Here is a 16,745-nt window from a genome sequence, read left to right as displayed (position 1 = left end):
GCGGGAAGCGGCTATGGTGATGTGTGTGCGAGTAGACCTGGTTACAAGGGAGTACCCGCCGCACATTTACGGCGGCGCTGGCGTTCATGTCACGGAACTGGCGGCGGTGTTGCGCAAGCACATCGACGTTCGCGTCCATTGCTTCGATGGGCCGCGCGATTCCGCGACCTATCCGGGGGTCACGGGGTACTCCGTGCCGCAGGAACTTGCCGGGGATAATCCGGCACTGCAGACCTTCGGTGTGGACCTTGCGATCGCCCAGAACGTGGCCGGGGCCGATCTGGTGCACTCGCACACCTGGTACGCGAACCTGGGCGGGCACCTGGCTGGGCTTTTGCACGGCATCCCGCACGTCCTGTCCGCGCATTCTCTAGAGCCATTGCGTCCATGGAAGGCGGAGCAGCTGGGCGGCGGCTACCGTTTGTCCGGCTGGGCGGAGCGCACCGCCTATGAGGGGGCCGCGGGCGTCATCGCGGTCAGTCACGGCATGCGCGACGATATTGTGCGCAGCTACCCGTTCATCGACCCCGCTAAGGTCCACGTCGTGCACAACGGCATCGACTTGGCGGGCTGGCAGCGCCCCGTCGGTGAGGCCGCGGTGCGGGCGCGCGATTTCGCGATTTCGCGTGGGATCGATCCGGATCGCCCCGCCTTGGTGTTCGTTGGCCGCATCACGCGCCAAAAGGGACTGCCGTACCTGCTTCGCGCAGTGCGATTGCTGCCCACCGAAATACAGGTCGTCCTGTGCGCTGGGGCCCCCGACACGCCCGAAATTGCCGACGAGGTCGCCTCCGCCGTGGCGCAACTTCAGACCGAACGCGACGGGGTTATCTGGATCACAGACATGCTGCCGCGCGAACAACTGATTGCCGTTTTGGCGAACTGCACCGCGTTTGTTTGCCCCTCCGTCTACGAGCCGTTGGGGATCGTGAACCTGGAAGCGATGGCAGTGGGCCTGCCGGTCATTGGCAGCGCGACCGGTGGAATCCCCGAAGTCGTGGCCGACGGGGAGACGGGGGTCCTCGTCCATTTTGATCAATTGACGGATGGAACGGGCACGCCCACCGATCCGGAGCGGTTCGTCGCCGACCTGGCCGCCGCAATTTCCGGACTCGTTCTGGATCCGCACAAGGTGTCCGTGATGGGGAAGGCCGCCCGTAAGCGGGTCGAAGACCATTTCTCGTGGTTGGCGATCGGGGCACGCACGATCGATGTCTACCAGCGGGTGCTGGAGCAGTCCCAGTAGGCGTTTTACGCCGTCAGGGCGCGTATTGAGGGGGTAATGTCTAGGTATGGCAGAAGTTATTACTTTTGATGACGTTACCGTCCGGCGCGGCGAGAAGGCGATCCTCGACGGGGTGTCTTGGCACGTTGCGGACGACGAGCGATGGGTCGTCCTGGGGCGAAACGGCGCGGGCAAGACAACCCTTTTGCAAATCGCGACGGGTCTGATTTTTCCGACCAGTGGCACCGCGGCGATCCTCGGGGAGAGGCTCGGGTCCACCGATGTGTTCGAGCTGCGGCCGCGTATCGGCATCGCATCCGCCGCCGTTGCTGCCCGCATTCCCGATTTCGAGACGGCTCGTGATGTCGTGCTGACGGCCGCCTATGCGGTCACGGGGCGCTGGCGCGAAGAGTACGACGAGGTCGATTTCGCTCGCGCCGATGATTTGCTGGCGCTGTTCGGGATATCCCAGCTTGCCGACCGCGCGTACGGGACCCTCAGCGAGGGGGAGCGCAAGCGGGTGCAGATCGCGCGTGCGCTGATGACGGATCCTGAGTTGCTACTACTCGATGAGCCATCCGCGGGCTTGGACCTGGGGGCGCGCGAGGAACTGTTGGCGGCGCTCACCGAGATCGCTACGGATCGGCGTTCGCCGGCCTGCGTGCTGGTGACCCACCACGTCGAAGAGATTCCGCGCGGCTTCACGCACGCATTGCTGCTGCGCGAAGGATCCGTTCTTGCGGCGGGGCCGGTCGAGGAGGTGCTCACGGCGCGAAACCTGTCGGATGCCTTCGGCGTGACGCTGACCGTGACTCGTCATGGGGACCGCTGGTCGGCAGTTGGGGCGTGATGCTGCGGGGACGCTCGCGCACCCGCGTCCCCTGATCCGATGGGTGAGTGGTCGCCCCCTTACGGGCGGGCTCCGGGAGAACATGCGGTCGCTGGTGCGCGCCGCACCGGGTAGAGTCGGGCTCACCGCGAGATGTTTTTGCTTGAATCAGAATGATGGAGGATAGGTGCTAGCGCAAATTGACCTGTGGGTGTGGTGGTTGGGCACCGCAATCGTGTTGGCGCTGGTAGAAGTCCTGTCGCTCGACCTGGTGTTGCTCATGTTCGCGGGCGGGGCTGCCGCAGCTGCGGCAGCGGCCGGGATGGGCGCGCCGTGGGGCGTTCAGGTGGCGGTCTTTGTCGCCGTTGCTGCGCTGTTGCTGTTCTTGCTGCGGCCGTGGATGCTGGAGCACCTGCGTGGCAGGGTCGATTTGAAGCACACGAACGTTCACGCATACGTGGGCAAGGAAGCCGTTGCCGTAACTGACGTAGACGAGCAGGCCGGGCGGGTGAAGCTGCTTGGCGAGGTGTGGAGCGCGCGCACCGTCCCCGGCACCAGCGTTGCCGACGGCGACGCGGTTGAGATCGTCAAGATCGATGGTGCCACCGCGATCGTCAAGCCGCTGCATTCATCCACTCGAAGCGAGGCATAGGCAAAGATTCGCCTCGTCGAATCGCGCACTACCTATACAAGGAGAGAGAAGCATGACAGAAGACTCCGGAACCGTCATCGGCGTCATTATTGGGGTCCTGGTGCTCATTTTCGTGATCACGGTGATCGCGAAGTCTGTGCGCATCGTGCCGCAGACGGTGTCGCTCATCGTTGAGCGGCTGGGTCGCTATTCGCGGACGCTGGATGCGGGAATGCACTTTTTGGTCCCGTTCGTCGATCGCGTCCGCGCGGGGGTGGACCTGCGCGAGCAGGTCGTCTCGTTCCCGCCGCAGCCCGTGATCACCTCCGATAACCTGGTTGTGAGCATCGACTCGGTCATCTACTTCCAGGTGACCGATCCACGGCTTGCCGTCTACGAGATCGCTAATTACATCACGGCCATTGAGCAACTAACGGTGACCACCTTGCGAAACGTCGTCGGCTCCATGGACCTTGAACAGACGCTGACGAGCCGCGACCAGATCAACGGGCAATTGCGTGGCGTGTTGGACGACGCCACGGGCAAGTGGGGCGTGCGTGTCAGCCGCGTCGAACTGAAGTCCATTGATCCGCCGGCCTCGATCCAAGGCTCCATGGAGCAGCAAATGCGCGCGGAGCGCGACCGTCGCGCTACCATCTTGCAGGCAGAGGGCGTTAAGCAGTCGCAGATTCTTACCGCCGAGGGTGAGAAGCAATCGGCAATTTTGCGCGCCGAGGGTCAGGCGCAGGCACGAGTGCTGACCGCTGAGGGTGAGGCGCGCGCGATCTTGCAGGTCTTTGACGCCATCCACGAGGGCGACGCCGACCCGAAGCTGCTTGCGTACCAGTACCTGCAAATGCTGCCGCAGATTGCCGACAGCCAGTCGTCGAAGATGTGGATCGTTCCCACCGAGCTCACTGCCGCCTTGCAGTCGATCTCCAGCGGGTTCGGCGGCGGCGCGGGCGCCCCGGTGCCGCCGGCGCCTAACGAGCCGCAGCCCGCACCCGCTGTCACCGAGGAGGCGCGGGCGCGCCGCGCACGCCGGATGGAGGAATCGGCCTCGCTGATGACCAGCCCCGCCGATGCGCTCGCCGAAGCACAGCGGCAGGCGGAAGCCGCGGTTGCGGATGCCACCACGGCGGGAACGCGGTCGGGGCAGCCCTTCAACCCGGGGGCCGCGGCGGGCCAGCAGCCAGCGCAACCCGACCAGCAGCCGACCGCTCCGTACCGGCCGCGCACCGAACCGCCGGCCGCCGGTCCGGGGTCGAACCCGGCCTGATCCCGGCCGCCGCGCCGGGTGGGCGTCGCGTCACGAAATCCGCCCGCGAACAGTGACGAAGCGAAAGAGGCGCGAGCGCTGAAGGCGTGTGCTGGGTAATCAAAAAAGCAGTTGGGCCCTGGGTCGGCAAGAAGCCGCCCAGGGCCCAACGTGTTACGCACACTTAGCGGACATGCAGGTTGATACTAAAGGCCTAAACGGCTGACGGGGTGTGCGGCACGCGCTAGGGGGTCCTAATGTGTGAATCTACAACTCGGTACCGGCGCCCGTGGTACGAATCTCCGGTGCCACGGCGCCCCAGGCACACGCCGCCCGCTTTTCCCCGCGGGCGCGATGTGCTGAACAATGGGTATATGACATCACTGAACCTGATTCGCTTGGACGAGCTGAGCAGGGATTCTTGGCCGGACCTCTCCGACTATTTTGACCTCACCGACGTGCAACTGCGCAAGAAGCTCGAGCCCGAGCACGGACTGTTCATCGCCGAAAGCAGCGCGGTGATCCGACGGGCAATCGCGGCGGGTAACAAGGTGCGGTCGATATTGATGGCGCACAGGTGGGTCGAATCGATGTCGGACGTTATTGCTGGACTGGATCCCGGCACGCCGGTTTACATCGCGGACGAGCCCACGCTGGAATCCCTGGTCGGGTTTCATCTGCATCGCGGGGCCATCGCCTCCATGCACCGACCGCAGTTGCCGGACGCGGCTCAACTGCTGGAGCGCACCTGCCCGCCGGGGAGCCCGGCACGCATCGCCGTATTCGAGAACATGGTCGATCACACCAACCTGGGGGCCGCATTTCGCAGCGCGGCCGCGCTGGGAGTCGACGCTGTCCTAGTGACCCCCGATTGCAGCGATCCGCTCTACCGGCGTTCCGTGCGGGTGTCCATGGGTGCAGTGTTCCAGGTTCCGTGGACTCGCATCTACAACTGGCCGCAGGCCGGAAGGAGTAAACGGGAGGCGGGGCACTCGTCGGAAAAAATCGGTGGCCTGGAATTGCTGAGGTCCCTGGGGTTTGAGTCCGTCGCCATGGCGCTCACCGATCATTCGGTGTCGTTGGACGACTACGTACGGCAGATGCCCAAGCGGGTGGCGATTGTGCTCGGCACGGAGGGCGCGGGGCTTGGGCCGCGAACGATTGCGGAGGCCGACGCGGTGGTTCGCATTCCCATGTTCCACAACGTTGATTCGCTGAACGTGGCCGCGGCGGCCGCGGTGATGTTCTGGGCTACTCGCCGGCAGGCTTGATCGCTCTTGCGTCGGGCGGCAATTGCTTGAGCATCAAGAAATCGTGGTGGCGCTGCGACCCGACGACGAAGGTTCGTTCGCCGCAGCGCGCAAAACCCATCTTCGTATAGAACCTCATCGCGCGTTCGTTGGAGGCATTGACACCGAGCCAGGCCGTGCGGGCGCCCCGCGCCGCTGCCGCGGTGAGGACCGCGCTCATGAGGCGGGCCGCAACCCCGGTGTGGTGGGCGTTCGCTGCGACGTAGAACTTGTTGATTTCGAAGATGGGCCCCGCGGGAAGTTGGGGCGCTATCTCTTCGTCTTCGACCGCCGCGAGGCGCGTCTTGACGTAGGCTATCGGGGTCTCTTCGCTATCCGTGGCGGCGACCCACACGGTCACCTCCGGGTCCGCGATCCAGGCGGCGATGTGGGAGGCTGAGAGGTTCGCGGTCACAAATTCCTCGACGTCGTCGGGGGTGACCGTCGGCGGGCAGGCCAGGGTGAAAGTCTGGGCGGCGAGCAGCGCTATGCCGGGGACATCTGTGGCATCGGCGATGCGAATGCCAACGCTTGGGGGAGTCACATCCCTATCCCGGCGATCGAGTGGGCGCGCGGGAGGGTCAGCAGTAGCCGCCCCGGGAGCGCGATTTTTGAGCGGCGGACCCCGGAGCCGATGATCACCCAGGATGGGTCGGTGGCGATGTCGGCATCCAGGAGCAGCGGCCATTGGGGGCCAAGGCCGATGGGCGTGATCCCCCCATACTCCATGCTGGTGTCGCTCACCGCGCGGTCCACGGGCACAAACGAAGCCTTGCGCACCGCCAGGAGGCGCCGGATGGTGCCGTTGATGTCGGCGCGGGTTGAGGCGCGCACGCCGACCGCGGCCGTTCGTTCCTGCCCGTCGCGTTTTCCCGCGACCAGCACGCAATTGACCGAAAGGTGCATTTCGATGCTGTAGGCGTCGGACATAGCCGCGGTGTCCGAGACGGTGGGGTCGATCGCCGCAACGCGCACCAATTCCGCAACCGTGGGGCTTGCTTCGGCCCAGGTTGCTAATTGCGCGTGCGTGGATTCGGCTAGCAATTCGGGGTGGTCGATCGCAGGCAGCCACTGCAGACCCTTGCCGGGCAGTGGTTCGATGGGTGCGGCGACCTCCCCTGCATCGTGGTGGGGGTGCGAGGAAGTCATAAATAGCAGGGTAGCGCAGGGTGGGAACTCAGCGCTGGTATGTGCCCACGATCAGCGCGCGGGCAATGGTGTGTTGTTGGGCCGTCATGTATGCCCTGGCGGCCGACGCGTCGTCTTCTAATCCCAGCGTATCGACGTCGAGCGCGTGCACGGCAAAGTAGTACCGGTGGGGGCGGTCGCCCGCGGGGGGCAGCGGCCCGCTGTACGCGTGCGTACCGCTGTCGTTGCGCAGGTGAAATGCTGCACCCGGCAGCGTGATGTCACTTTCCCCGGCACCGCGCGGCAGTTCCGTGATGGCTACGTCCAGGTCGACGATGAGCCAGTGCCACCATCCGGAGGGGGTGGGGGCGTCGGGGTCGAAGCACGTGACGAAGAAGGATTGGGTTTCGGCGGGAAAATCCGTCCAGGAAAGGTGCGGCGATTCGTTGTCGCCTTCGGCGCTCAGATTGTGATCGAGCGGCTCTTGATTCGTTGCATCGTGGCTGATCAATGCGAAGGTGGGGACCGCGGGTAGGAGATCGTAGGGGGCCGGCGCGACGGGGCGATCAAGGTTCATGCATTCATTGTGCTCCTTGGGTGTGTGAGGCGCATCTCGCATCGAATGTCAGACCCACAATGCAACATGTGTACGATGGTTTCACGTTGTGGAGGTGATGGTACGCATGGGTACACAGGGCGATGCACGGGCCGAGAAATTGGCTAAGGCTCGCAGCATTTTGCAAAGCAGTAGGACGGTTCCGCAGTGGCAATCACTGGGGTCCGGCGCGATTATGCACGAGGCTCCCTCGCCCCGTTCCGCGGTCGCCGCAAAAGGTAGCGCGCACGGGGGGAGAGCGACGCTTACGGAAATTGTGCCCGCGCCACTGCGACAATCCGGCATCGTGGCGGTTACCGGATCGCTTTCGATCGGGATCGAGGCGCTCGCGGAGGTCATGTCAGTGCGCACCGAATCGCCTCGCTGGGCGGCAATCTTTGGGGAACCCACCTTCGGGTTTGAACGCGCTTGCCAACAGGGTGTGGATCTGTCTCGGGTGGTGGTGATACCGAAGATCACCGGGGATACCGACAGGGTCATGGCCGCTGCCATCGATGGAATCGACATCATCGTTTGTGGGCAGCATGTGGAGTTCACCGCTGCCCAGCAGCGCCGTATCGCTGCGCGTATCCGCAAACGCGGGTGCTTCTTGCTCAGTTTGCGACCGTGGAACGGGGCGGATGTGAGCGTGTCCGTTTCCGGCAGGCAGTGGCGCGGGCTGGAATCGGGGCACGGCTGGATCACATCGGCGACAACCGCGGTGCGCAGGGTCGGGCGGGGCGCGTATGCGCAGCCGATGCAGGCGTCATTCGATTTGACGCAAAGGAAGGCGGGATGATTCCACAGATCTTTGCCGTATGGGTTCCGGACTGGCCTGCCGTGAGCGCCTTAATGGATGCTTCTTTGGCGCCGGACAGCCCCATCGTGATTATGCGAGGGGGAAGGGTGCTGTCATCTTCGGCCATCGCTCGCGCGCAGGGAGTGCGGACCGGTATGCGCAAACGCACCGCCCAAGAAGTCAGCCCCGCCGCGGTGTTCGTATCCCAAGATGGCGGGAGAGAATGCGCGAATTTCGAGCCCGTCATCGTTGCCGCGCATGGTGTTTTGCCCGGTTGGACCATGATCAGGCCGGGGTTGATGTGGGCGCAACTACGGGTGCGCCGCGATGGCGCCACGGCAGGGGCACCTGCCGATGCGGCCGGCGCAGGCGTACGGCGCGCGCCAGATCCGCAGGAGCATTCACTGAAAGTGGCATCCGACCTGGTCGATGCCATCGCCCACTACACGGGAGTGGAAGCGCATGTGGGGGTCGGCGGGTCCGTACTAGGCGCGGCTGTCGCGGCCAGGACGGATGCGTACATAGAACCGCGGGACGCTGCAAAATACGTGCGCGCCCAGAGCGTGGACGTGCTGGCGCTCTTGGCCACTGACGCCGGAGAACGCGTGCGCATCCTATCGCTGGTTCAGTCGCTGCATGGGCTTGGCGTGCGCACGATGGACCAACTGCTGGCGGTCGGCCCGGCCGCGATCAATACCAGGTTCGGAGCCCTCGGCGCGTGGGCTGTGCGGCAGGCGGCTCTTGCCGATGACCCGCTCGTCAGGCCCTGGCAAGGTGAGCGCATCATCGAAGAGCACGCGATATTGGAGCCGCCTGCGGAACGCGCCGAACAGGTCATGTTTGCCGCTATCGATGCGGCCGAACGCTGGTATCAAGGTCTGCTATCAGGTGGCCTGAGCTGCGCCCAGGTCGATATCACCTTGCATACCGTTGGCGGGGAGGCCGTGCAGCGTTTGTGGCAAGCGGATTCCACGATGTGGGGTGGGCTCACACCGCGGCGCGTTCTGGACCGTTTGCGTTGGCAGGTCGAAGCCTGGCTGCAACGAAGCGAGGGCGACGGCCGGCAGGCGGACCAGCGTTCGGTGCACCGCGTGACACTGCGCGCGGTGGGATTGCATCCCGTGGACACCCAGCAAGAGGGGTTGTGGGGTAACGCCCGCGGTGGGGACGGCAAAGCGAAAGCGGCGATTGATCGCATGTGCACCATGGTGGAACCCGGCGATGTGCTGCAACCTAGGCGAACCGGTGGGCGCACGCCGATCGAACGGATCGCATTGCGCCCTTGGGGGCAGGGCGCGGACCCCGCCACAGATGACACTGCCGGTGGAATCGAGGGCAACAACAGCGGCGGGGAACAGGCGGGGGCGGCGTCCAAACCGAACGGATACGCGGGGGCGGCGGGCCCGAGGAAGCGGAAGGGAACCCCAACGGCGGTTCCTTCGGCGACCGCCCAAGGGACGGAAAGCTCGACGGCGTCCGGCAGGCCCTGGCCCGGAGCTCTTCCCTCACCAGCGCCCTCGGCGGTCCTGACGGGAAACGACACGACCGTCTCTGTCACGGACAGGCGAGGCAACCCTGTCACCATCGACGACCGCCTGAATCTCAGCGCCGAACCGCATTTGCTGCAACGCGGTACCGGGCAATCCATCCTCATCACAAACTGGGCCGGCCCGTGGTCGCTGCTGCAACGCTCCTGGTACAGGCTTCACAGCGCGGCAACGACTCCCGGCGGGGGCATCTATCTGCAGATCCTGACCGAACCCGGCCAAGGCTACCTGCTGGTTTTCGGGCAGGCGCAGTGGCGTTGCGAGGGCATCTATGACTAAGAACGTCGGCCCGCGTTACGCGGAATTGCACGCTCACTCCGCTTTCAGCTTCCTGGACGGAGCATCATTGCCCGCCGACCTGGCAGCGGAGGCAGCCGCCCAGGGCCTATCCGCACTAGCCATCACGGACCACGACGGGTTGTACGGCGCGGTGCAGCTATCCCAGGCCGTCGCCACTCACCAGATCGCTGGCGTGTACGGCGCAGAACTGACGCTATCTCGCGGGGCGACTCACCGTGGCCCATCGCCACGTGACCCCGATCCCGTCGGCGACCATCTTGTGGTTTTGGCGCGCAATCCGACCGGCTATCGCAAGCTATCGGCCGCGATTGCGCGCGGATATCTGCGCACCGGCGAACAAGGCAAACCCACGTATGATCTGCCCGAACTAGCGCGGATGGCGGGCACGGATTGGCGCATCCTCAGCGCCTGCAGAAAGGGACGAGTCCGCCGCGCCCTCGGCAGCCCAGCCGCTGGATTGGACGTCGAAGCCGCGATCGATGAAACACGCGCACTAATCGACCTATTCGGACGTGATCAGGTCGCCATCGAAGTCACCCACCACGGCCAACCCCACGACGCGGCCCTCGGGGCGGCCCTGGCGCGGGTCGCACACGCCACTCGAATTGATCTGGTGGCAACCGGCAACGTGCACTATGCCCGGCCGCGCGATGCGCACAGGGCGCACGTTCTGGCCGCCGTGCGCACCGGGCAGGACCTGGCGACACTTGACGGCTGGCTGCCCATGCACGGGCAGGCCTACATTCACAGTCCCGCCGAGATGGCCCGCCTGCACCGCGACAACCCGCACGCGGTGGTCAACGCATACGAAATTGGTAGGGAGTGCTCGTTCGATTTTCATCTGATCGCGCCCAAACTGCCACCCTTCCCAACACCGCCCGGACACGATGAAGCCAGCCTGCTGCGTGAGCTAGTCGAACGCGCCGCACCCCTGCGCTACGGGACACGGGAAGACCCGCGGGTGCCAGGCGCCTGGGAACAGATCGACAAGGAACTGGACGTCATCTGCACGCTGGGGTTCCCCGGATACTTCCTGATCGTGCACCAAATCATGGAATTCTGCCGCGCTCGCGGCATCTTGGCGCAGGGCAGGGGGTCGGCGGCGAATTCGGCGGTGTGCTTTGTGCTGGGAATAACCGCCGTCGATGCGGTGCGTTACGGGCTGCTCTTCGAGCGGTTCCTATCCACGGAACGGGACGGGCCCCCGGACATCGACATCGACATCGAATCCAGCCGCCGCGAAGAGGTCATTCAGGACCTGTATCAGCGGTATGGTCGCGAGCACGCCGCGCAGGTCGCCAACGTGATCACCTACCGGCCGAAGATGGCGGTGCGCGATGCGGCCAAGGCGTTCGGATTCGACAGCGGCTTGCAGGACGCGTGGAGCAAGGGGATAGAGCGGCATGTGGCGGCGGATGGGTCCGGGAAATCGGTCATTGTGACGCCGCAGGGGGTACCCGAACCGGTGCGACAGATGGCGGATGAATTACTGCGTTTGCCACGCCACCTGGGCATACATTCCGGCGGGATGGTGCTGTGCGATCGCCCTGTGATTGAGGTGTGCCCCGTGCAGTGGGCCGCCACGGCTCACCGAACCGTGGTCCAGTGGGACAAGGAGGACTGCGCGGACGCGGGGCTGGTCAAGTTCGATCTACTAGGGCTAGGGATGCTGACCGCGTTGCGGCTCATGTTCGAATCGGTTGCGGCGGGCGGCGGGCCGAAGCTGACGCTGTACGACATTCCGGCCGAGGACCCCGCGGTCTACGACCTGCTGTGCGCCGCGGACACGGTGGGTGTGTTTCAAGTCGAATCTCGTGCGCAGATGTCCACTTTGCCGCGGCTGCGGCCGCGCACGTTCTACGACCTGGTCGTCGAGGTAGCGCTGATAAGGCCCGGGCCCATTCAGGGAGGATCCGTGCATCCCTACATCGAACGCCGACGCGCGCAACGCGAGGGAAGGTTGCCGCCAGACAGCGAGCTCTATGCTCACCCGCTGCTCAAGCCGGCGCTCGAACGAACGCTGGGCGTGCCGTTGTTCCAGGAGCAACTGATGCAGATGGCGGTCGATGCGGCGGGATTCACCCCCAGTCAGGCCGATGTCTTGCGCCGCGCCATGGGTTCCAAACGATCCAAGGAACGCATGGAAGGGCTGCGCGGCGCCTTATACAAGGGAATGGCGCAACGCGGCATTGATCCTGCAACCCGTGAGGAGATTTATCACAAACTGGAGGCCTTCGCGGATTTCGGGTTTCCCGAATCGCACTCCTTTTCGTTCGCGTTCTTGGTTTACGCGTCATCGTGGATGAAGGTATACCACCCGGCCGCTTTCTACGCGGGGTTGCTCGCGGCGCAACCGATGGGTTTCTACTCGCCCCAGTCCCTTGCCGCGGACGCGCGCCGCCACGGGGTCAAAGTGCTGCGTCCGTGCGTGAACCAGTCCCAAGAGGACGCCTGCGTGGAGGTGCTTGAGGGCGGGCAGAAGGCAGTGCGGTTAGGACTAACGCAGGTGCGATCGCTGTCACGGGCGGGCGCTTCCCGCATCGTGCAGGGGCGCGGTCCCGCCTATCGCAGCATTGCAGATGTCGCGCGCCGCGCGCGCCTTGGGACCAAGGAACTCGAAGGGCTGGCGGGTGCGGGAGCATTTGCCGCGTTGGGCGTCGACCGACGGACAGCATTGTGGTCCGCGGGGGTGGCGTCCCTTGAGGTCCAAGGGACGCTGCCGGGGCTCACCGACCTGTCGACACAACCACGGCTACCCGCGATGGTACCGATCGAGGTAACCGAAGCCGATGTGAGTTCCACGGGGGTGTCGGTGGCCTCGTTCCCGACCCAATTTGCCCGCGTGGACCTGCAAAGAAATGGTGTTCTGCCCGTTGCGGAAGTAGTGGCAATGGGCGTGGCGCAGCGAGCTACCGTGGCGGGCGTGGTCACACACCGACAGCGTCCTAACACCGCTCGGGGGATCACATTCCTCTCCCTGGAGGACGAAACGGGCCTACTGAATGTCGTTTGTTCAGCGGGCTTGTGGCAGCGATTCGGGAAGGTTGTGATGGGTAACGGGGCGCTCGTCATTAGGGGGTATGTCGAGAATGATCATGGCGCGGTTAATCTCGTCGCGGAACACGTGCGAGGGCTACGCCTCAGCGTGCCCACAGTGTCACGAAATTTCCGCTGATGGGTATCCGAATATGGTTACGGAAGATAGGCTATGACGGTGTCGATTCTCGGTCCTTTGACGGCGTACTTACCAACACCTCGAGACGAGTCGGGCAAGTTAATCGCATCGACGATGGAGTCCCTAATCGAGGGGGCGCTGGAATACGGGGCGACGGCGTTCGGTGTCGTTTCGGGCACCGGCGGTGCCACCTATCTGTCGCGTAGCGTTCGGCGCAGGGTGATCAAATTGACGATCGCAAAAGCGCACGGCCGGGCCGCGATTTTGGTTGGTGTGAGCTCATTCGCGACTGCCGAAGTCGCGGCAAATGTGGACGAGGCCGCCCAGGCCGGCGCGGATGCCGTCTTGTTGCAGCCGTTTGCCTCGCAGCAGCTGCGCGCGGAAGAAGTTTTGGGACTGTACCGCGATGTTGCGACCGTGTCTTCTTTGCCCGTCATCATCGACAACAACCCCACAACGACTCACTACCGGATCTCTACCAGCGAGTTGGCGCGCTTGGTGCCGATCAAGGGGATTGTCGGGGTCAAGGACTCTGCCGCAACGGCATCGGAGGCGCGACAGCGCCGCGAACGGGTGCTGGGCGCGCTGTCGCCGCGCACGGCACGCCGCACCGAGTACGGGTTTGCGACGTCCTCCTTTGGGGCGCAGGCGTTGATAGACGGTGCCGATACGTGGCATTCGGCCGTCGCGGCCGTGCTCCCGGAATACTGTGGGGCTATCGCCTACGCGGCCACCAACCGCCGCCGGGCCGAGGCGCGCCAAATGCAGCGCGCGCTTGCGCCTTTGGGAATGTTGAGCGAGCAGTGGGGTGCCATCCGCGTCGTCCACGCCATCGGGACGTTGCGGGGTTTGGACATGGGTGTACCCCCGCGGCCGCTGCTGCCCTTGCCGCGGGAGGCCAACGCGCTGGTGCGGGTGACGCTAAACGGCTTGCGCGTCGATGACGATTTGTTGGCTGCGACCAGGGACGCCGCGGCCGCGCGGGCCGCTTCGCATGCGCAGGTTTCGCGCGATGGTGCTGACAGCGTTTCGCCCACTGGCGGCAGGCATACCACGGGGCGGTGACGTGCCGGCGGCGATCTAGCGGCGCCGACCTTGCACGCGCCAAGTGGGTGCCGGGGCGATTCGTCAATGGCCGTGAAAACGTGCTAACGTACTCTGCGTTGCCCCGGTGGAAATGCCGGGTTACGACACCTTGTCCGGGTGGCGGAATGGCAGACGCGCTAGCTTGAGGTGCTAGTGCCCTTTATCGGGCGTGGGGGTTCAAGTCCCCCTCCGGACACACTGAAATTGCACGACTTTGAGCATCTGACAGGCCCTAGGTGACACACCGAGGTAGCGAGCGATGCCTCGAATGACACTAGCGGGACGCAAGGTAGCGCGCGATGCTTCGAATGACACTAGCGGAACGCAAGATAGCGCGCGATCATGCCTGTCGAGACCACCACGCGTTCTGGCTGGTGGAGTAGCGCCGGGGGCGCGCATCGGGACCACTTTCCCTGACCTTGTTGGATTCGGTTTGCGTTCGAAGGGTCCGTCTCGCGTCGGTTTGCGTTCGTAGGGTCCGTCTCGCGTCGGTTTGCGTTCGTAGGGTCCGTCTCGCGTCGGTTTGCGTTCGTAGGGTCCGTCTCGCGTCGGTTTGCGTTCGTATGGTCCGTCTCGCGTCGGTTTGTGTTCGTAGGGTCCGTCTCGCGTCAGTTCGCTTCGGTGGGCCGACGCCCTTCGCATTGCGAACTACGAATTCGAACGAATTCTGCCAACTCTTCGACGCGCGACACGCGTTGGGACGGGGAGACATGGCTGAAAGGGGCGCGCTCGGCGTTTGCGGGGGTGCCCGGGGACGTCGAGTGCGGGGGTTTGGTTCGAGTGCGGGGTTTTGTGCAGGGGTGTGTGACTGAAAGGGGCGCGCTCGGCGTTTGCGGGGGTGCCCGGGGACGTCGAGTGCGGGGGTTTGGTTCGAGTGCGGGGTTTTGTGCAGGGGTGTGTGACTGAAAGGGGCGCGCTCGGCGTTTGCGGGGGTGCCCGGGGACGTCGAGTGCGGGGTTTTAGTTCGAGTGCGCGGGGTTTCCCGCGGGGGCGAGTGGCTGAAAGGGGCGCGCTCGGCGCGTGTGGGGGTGGTCTCGATACGCGCGCTTCGCGCGCACTCGACCGGCGGGGATCCGCGGTACTCGACCGGCGGGGGGCGCGCTCGGCGTGACCCCGACCCCCGCCTACCACTTCGAGGGGGAGTAGTCCTTTAGAAAACATCCGTACACGTCCTCGCCGGCTTCGCCGCGAACGATCGGGTCATAGACTCGCGCGGCGCCGTCCACAAGATCCAATGGCGCGTGGAATCCCTCTTGGGCCATGCGTATCTTGGTGGGGTGGGGGCGCTCGTCGGTAATCCAACCGGTGTCAACGGCGGTCATCAGGATGCGGTCGGACTCGAACATTTCGGCAGCGCTGGTGCGCGTGAGCATGTTGAGCGCAGCCTTGGACATGTTGGTGTGCGGATGCCCGGGACCCTTGTAACCACGCGAAAACACGCCCTCCATCGCGGAGACGTTGACGACGTACGTCCGGCGCGCCGGTGACGCCGCCATCGAGGCCCGCAACCGCGAAATCAGTATGAACGGTGCGGTCTGGTTGCACAGTTGGACCTCGAGCAGTTCGAGCGGATCGACGTGCTGGACGGCAGCGACCCAACTGTTGTGATCGACCGTGTCCGGAATCAAACCCCCGGCGTCGATTGACGTTCCGGCGAGCAATTCCTCCATGGACGCCGCCTGCGCGGTCAGCGCAAGTTTGGCAACATCACGCAGCGACGAGTCCCCCTTCTCCGCCAATTGAAGTTCACTGACAGCACCAGCTAGTGCGTGGGGGTGTGCGCTGGAGGTGTTTCCGAGCGAATGAACCGTGGGGATGCTGTCGAGTAGAAGCGGTTGGGATTCTGCCTGCACCAATTGCTGGTAGGCACCCGCGGTGCGCCGAACGGTCTGCGCCGCGTTGTTGATCAGGATGTCGAGCGGGCCTGCCGCGGCGACGATGTCGGCCAGGTGCACGACCTGGGCGGGGTCGCGCAGATCGATCCCGACGATAGTGAGCCGGTCTAACCAAGCCGCGGAATCGGGCATGGCCGCGAAGCGGCGCGCGGCATCCTTGGGAAAACGCGTCGTGATCGTGGTGTGGGCGCCGTCGCGCAAAAGGCGTAGCGCAATGTACATCCCTATCTTGGCCCGGCCGCCCGTGAGCAGCGCGCGCTTCCCGGTCAGATCGGTGCGGGCGTCGCGCTTGGCATGGTTGAAGGCCGCGCACGTCGGGCACAACTGGTGGTAGAACGCGTCGACTTGCGTGTAGTCCTGCTTGCAGATGTAGCAAGGCCGTGGTTTCTTCAGGGTTCCGGCGATTGCGCCGCGAACCGACGACGTTAGGGGTATCCCGGCGGTCTCGTCGTCGATGCGCCCCATGCTGCCGGTCGCCGTCGATTCGATGACAGAGCGGTCCGCATCGTTGATCGCATCGCGTCGTTCCGTGCGCCGCTGTTTCTTTGCGGCCTTGAAGAGCGCCGACGTGGCGCGGCGGGCCGCGGCGAGCTGGGGGTGATCCGAGGGCAGCGAGCCAACCTGCTCGATGACGCGCAAGAAGGTTGCGAAGTCGGCATCGGCGATGGAGGGGTCGGCGTCCCGCGCGTGCCCGGCACGTTGGGTGGGGGCGGTAGCCCCTGAGAGGTCGGCGTCCCGCGCGTGCCCGGTACGTTGGGTGGGGGCGGTAGCCCCTGAGAGGTCGGCGTCCTGCGCGCGCCCGGCACGTTGGGTGGGGGCGGTAGCCCCTGAGAGGTCGGCGTCCTGCGCGCGCCCGGCACTTCCTACGGGCGACGCGCCGGATTCCGCCGAAGCAGTGGGTTGCTGCGGGTGCAATGGCTGATGCGCGGGGGAGCTCATCTAAAGTTCCTTCGGGAAGTCAACGTGCGGCCGGACAGGAAGCGCCACG

Annotated in this window: 13 protein-coding genes and 1 tRNA gene; 10 read left to right on the top strand and 4 right to left on the bottom strand. The window is 65.0% G+C overall.

Features of this window, described 5'->3' with window-relative positions; all coding sequences use genetic code 11:
• Positions 1-25 precede the first annotated feature (25 nt).
• The 5 genes from glgA to FB389_RS02015 all read left to right on the top strand — a co-directional run bounded on the left by glgA (position 26) and on the right by FB389_RS02015 (position 5,214).
• Entirely contained in the window at positions 26-1,246 is a 1,221-nt protein-coding gene (glgA, locus tag FB389_RS02035) for a glycogen synthase (RefSeq protein WP_142111138.1), read from the top strand.
• A 46-nt stretch (positions 1,247-1,292) separates the two neighbouring features.
• Positions 1,293-2,075 carry an ABC transporter ATP-binding protein gene (locus FB389_RS02030; protein ID WP_142111137.1) on the top strand — a complete coding sequence of 261 codons (783 nt, stop codon included), beginning with the start codon at positions 1,293-1,295 and terminating at the stop codon, positions 2,073-2,075.
• A 166-nt stretch (positions 2,076-2,241) separates the two neighbouring features.
• Complete coding sequence (locus FB389_RS02025) at positions 2,242-2,706, top strand: NfeD family protein (RefSeq protein ID WP_246043472.1); 465 nt, start codon at positions 2,242-2,244, stop codon at positions 2,704-2,706.
• A 52-nt stretch (positions 2,707-2,758) separates the two neighbouring features.
• A complete protein-coding gene (locus FB389_RS02020; RefSeq protein WP_142111136.1) occupies positions 2,759-3,964 on the top strand; it encodes an SPFH domain-containing protein in 1,206 nt (401 codons plus the stop codon).
• A gap of 353 nt (positions 3,965-4,317) precedes the next feature.
• Positions 4,318-5,214: a TrmH family RNA methyltransferase gene (locus tag FB389_RS02015; RefSeq protein ID WP_142111135.1), complete on the top strand. Its 897-nt coding sequence runs from the start codon at positions 4,318-4,320 to the stop codon at positions 5,212-5,214.
• Here the strand turns inward: FB389_RS02015 and FB389_RS02010 are convergent.
• From FB389_RS02010 to FB389_RS02000, 3 genes are read right to left on the bottom strand one after another with little or no spacing between them, the layout of a single operon-like run.
• Entirely contained in the window at positions 5,195-5,776 is a 582-nt protein-coding gene (locus FB389_RS02010; protein ID WP_170207832.1) for a GNAT family N-acetyltransferase, read from the bottom strand. The genes FB389_RS02015 and FB389_RS02010 overlap by 20 nt on opposite strands.
• The gene (locus FB389_RS02005) at positions 5,773-6,381 is read right to left on the bottom strand and encodes a YbaK/EbsC family protein (RefSeq protein WP_142111133.1); all 609 of its coding nucleotides are present in this window, start codon (positions 6,379-6,381) and stop codon (positions 5,773-5,775) included. Before FB389_RS02005 ends, FB389_RS02010 begins: the two co-directional genes overlap by 4 nt.
• Before the next feature lie 28 nt (positions 6,382-6,409).
• A complete protein-coding gene (locus FB389_RS02000) occupies positions 6,410-6,937 on the bottom strand; it encodes a YbhB/YbcL family Raf kinase inhibitor-like protein (protein WP_142111132.1) in 528 nt (175 codons plus the stop codon).
• A 325-nt stretch (positions 6,938-7,262) separates the two neighbouring features.
• Here FB389_RS02000 and FB389_RS01995 point away from each other — a divergent pair, with 325 nt between their 5' ends.
• From FB389_RS01995 to FB389_RS01975, 5 genes are all read left to right on the top strand, one after another.
• Positions 7,263-7,754: a hypothetical protein gene (locus FB389_RS01995; protein WP_142111131.1), complete on the top strand. Its 492-nt coding sequence runs from the start codon at positions 7,263-7,265 to the stop codon at positions 7,752-7,754.
• Complete coding sequence (locus tag FB389_RS01990) at positions 7,751-9,580, top strand: Y-family DNA polymerase (protein WP_142111130.1); 1,830 nt, start codon at positions 7,751-7,753, stop codon at positions 9,578-9,580. Before FB389_RS01995 ends, FB389_RS01990 begins: the two co-directional genes overlap by 4 nt.
• Positions 9,573-12,776: an error-prone DNA polymerase gene (locus FB389_RS01985; RefSeq protein WP_142111129.1), complete on the top strand. Its 3,204-nt coding sequence runs from the start codon at positions 9,573-9,575 to the stop codon at positions 12,774-12,776. The genes FB389_RS01990 and FB389_RS01985 overlap by 8 nt, the downstream gene beginning before the upstream one ends.
• 33 nt (positions 12,777-12,809) lie before the next feature.
• Positions 12,810-13,841, top strand: a complete 1,032-nt coding sequence (locus FB389_RS01980; RefSeq protein ID WP_142111128.1) for a dihydrodipicolinate synthase family protein — start codon at positions 12,810-12,812, stop codon at positions 13,839-13,841.
• A 132-nt stretch (positions 13,842-13,973) separates the two neighbouring features.
• Positions 13,974-14,058, top strand: a tRNA-Leu gene (locus tag FB389_RS01975).
• Positions 14,059-14,986: 928 nt separating this feature from the next.
• Here the strand turns inward: FB389_RS01975 and FB389_RS01970 are convergent.
• Positions 14,987-16,696 carry an SDR family NAD(P)-dependent oxidoreductase gene (locus FB389_RS01970; RefSeq protein WP_142111127.1) on the bottom strand — a complete coding sequence of 570 codons (1,710 nt, stop codon included), beginning with the start codon at positions 16,694-16,696 and terminating at the stop codon, positions 14,987-14,989.
• Positions 16,697-16,745 lie beyond the last annotated feature (49 nt).

The organism is Rarobacter incanus (assembly GCF_006715765.1).
Lineage (GTDB): Bacteria > Actinomycetota > Actinomycetes > Actinomycetales > Cellulomonadaceae > Rarobacter > Rarobacter incanus.
Note: the sequence above shows the minus strand (reverse complement) of the source record. Positions and strands in the feature narration are given on the sequence as shown.

Excerpts from the sequence above, each read along its gene's own strand:
- FB389_RS02030 (WP_142111137.1), top strand. The coding sequence starts at position 1,293 with ATGGCAGAAGTTATTACTTTTGATGACGTTACCGTCCGGCGCGGCGAG.
- FB389_RS02020 (WP_142111136.1), top strand. The coding sequence starts at position 2,759 with ATGACAGAAGACTCCGGAACCGTCATCGGCGTCATTATTGGGGTCCTG.
- FB389_RS02015 (WP_142111135.1), top strand. The coding sequence starts at position 4,318 with ATGACATCACTGAACCTGATTCGCTTGGACGAGCTGAGCAGGGATTCT.
- FB389_RS02005 (WP_142111133.1), bottom strand. The coding sequence starts at position 6,381 with ATGACTTCCTCGCACCCCCACCACGATGCAGGGGAGGTCGCCGCACCC.
- FB389_RS02000 (WP_142111132.1), bottom strand. The coding sequence starts at position 6,937 with ATGAACCTTGATCGCCCCGTCGCGCCGGCCCCCTACGATCTCCTACCC.
- FB389_RS01990 (WP_142111130.1), top strand. The coding sequence starts at position 7,751 with ATGATTCCACAGATCTTTGCCGTATGGGTTCCGGACTGGCCTGCCGTG.
- FB389_RS01985 (WP_142111129.1), top strand. The coding sequence starts at position 9,573 with ATGACTAAGAACGTCGGCCCGCGTTACGCGGAATTGCACGCTCACTCC.
- FB389_RS01980 (WP_142111128.1), top strand. The coding sequence starts at position 12,810 with ATGACGGTGTCGATTCTCGGTCCTTTGACGGCGTACTTACCAACACCT.
- FB389_RS01970 (WP_142111127.1), bottom strand. The coding sequence starts at position 16,696 with ATGAGCTCCCCCGCGCATCAGCCATTGCACCCGCAGCAACCCACTGCT.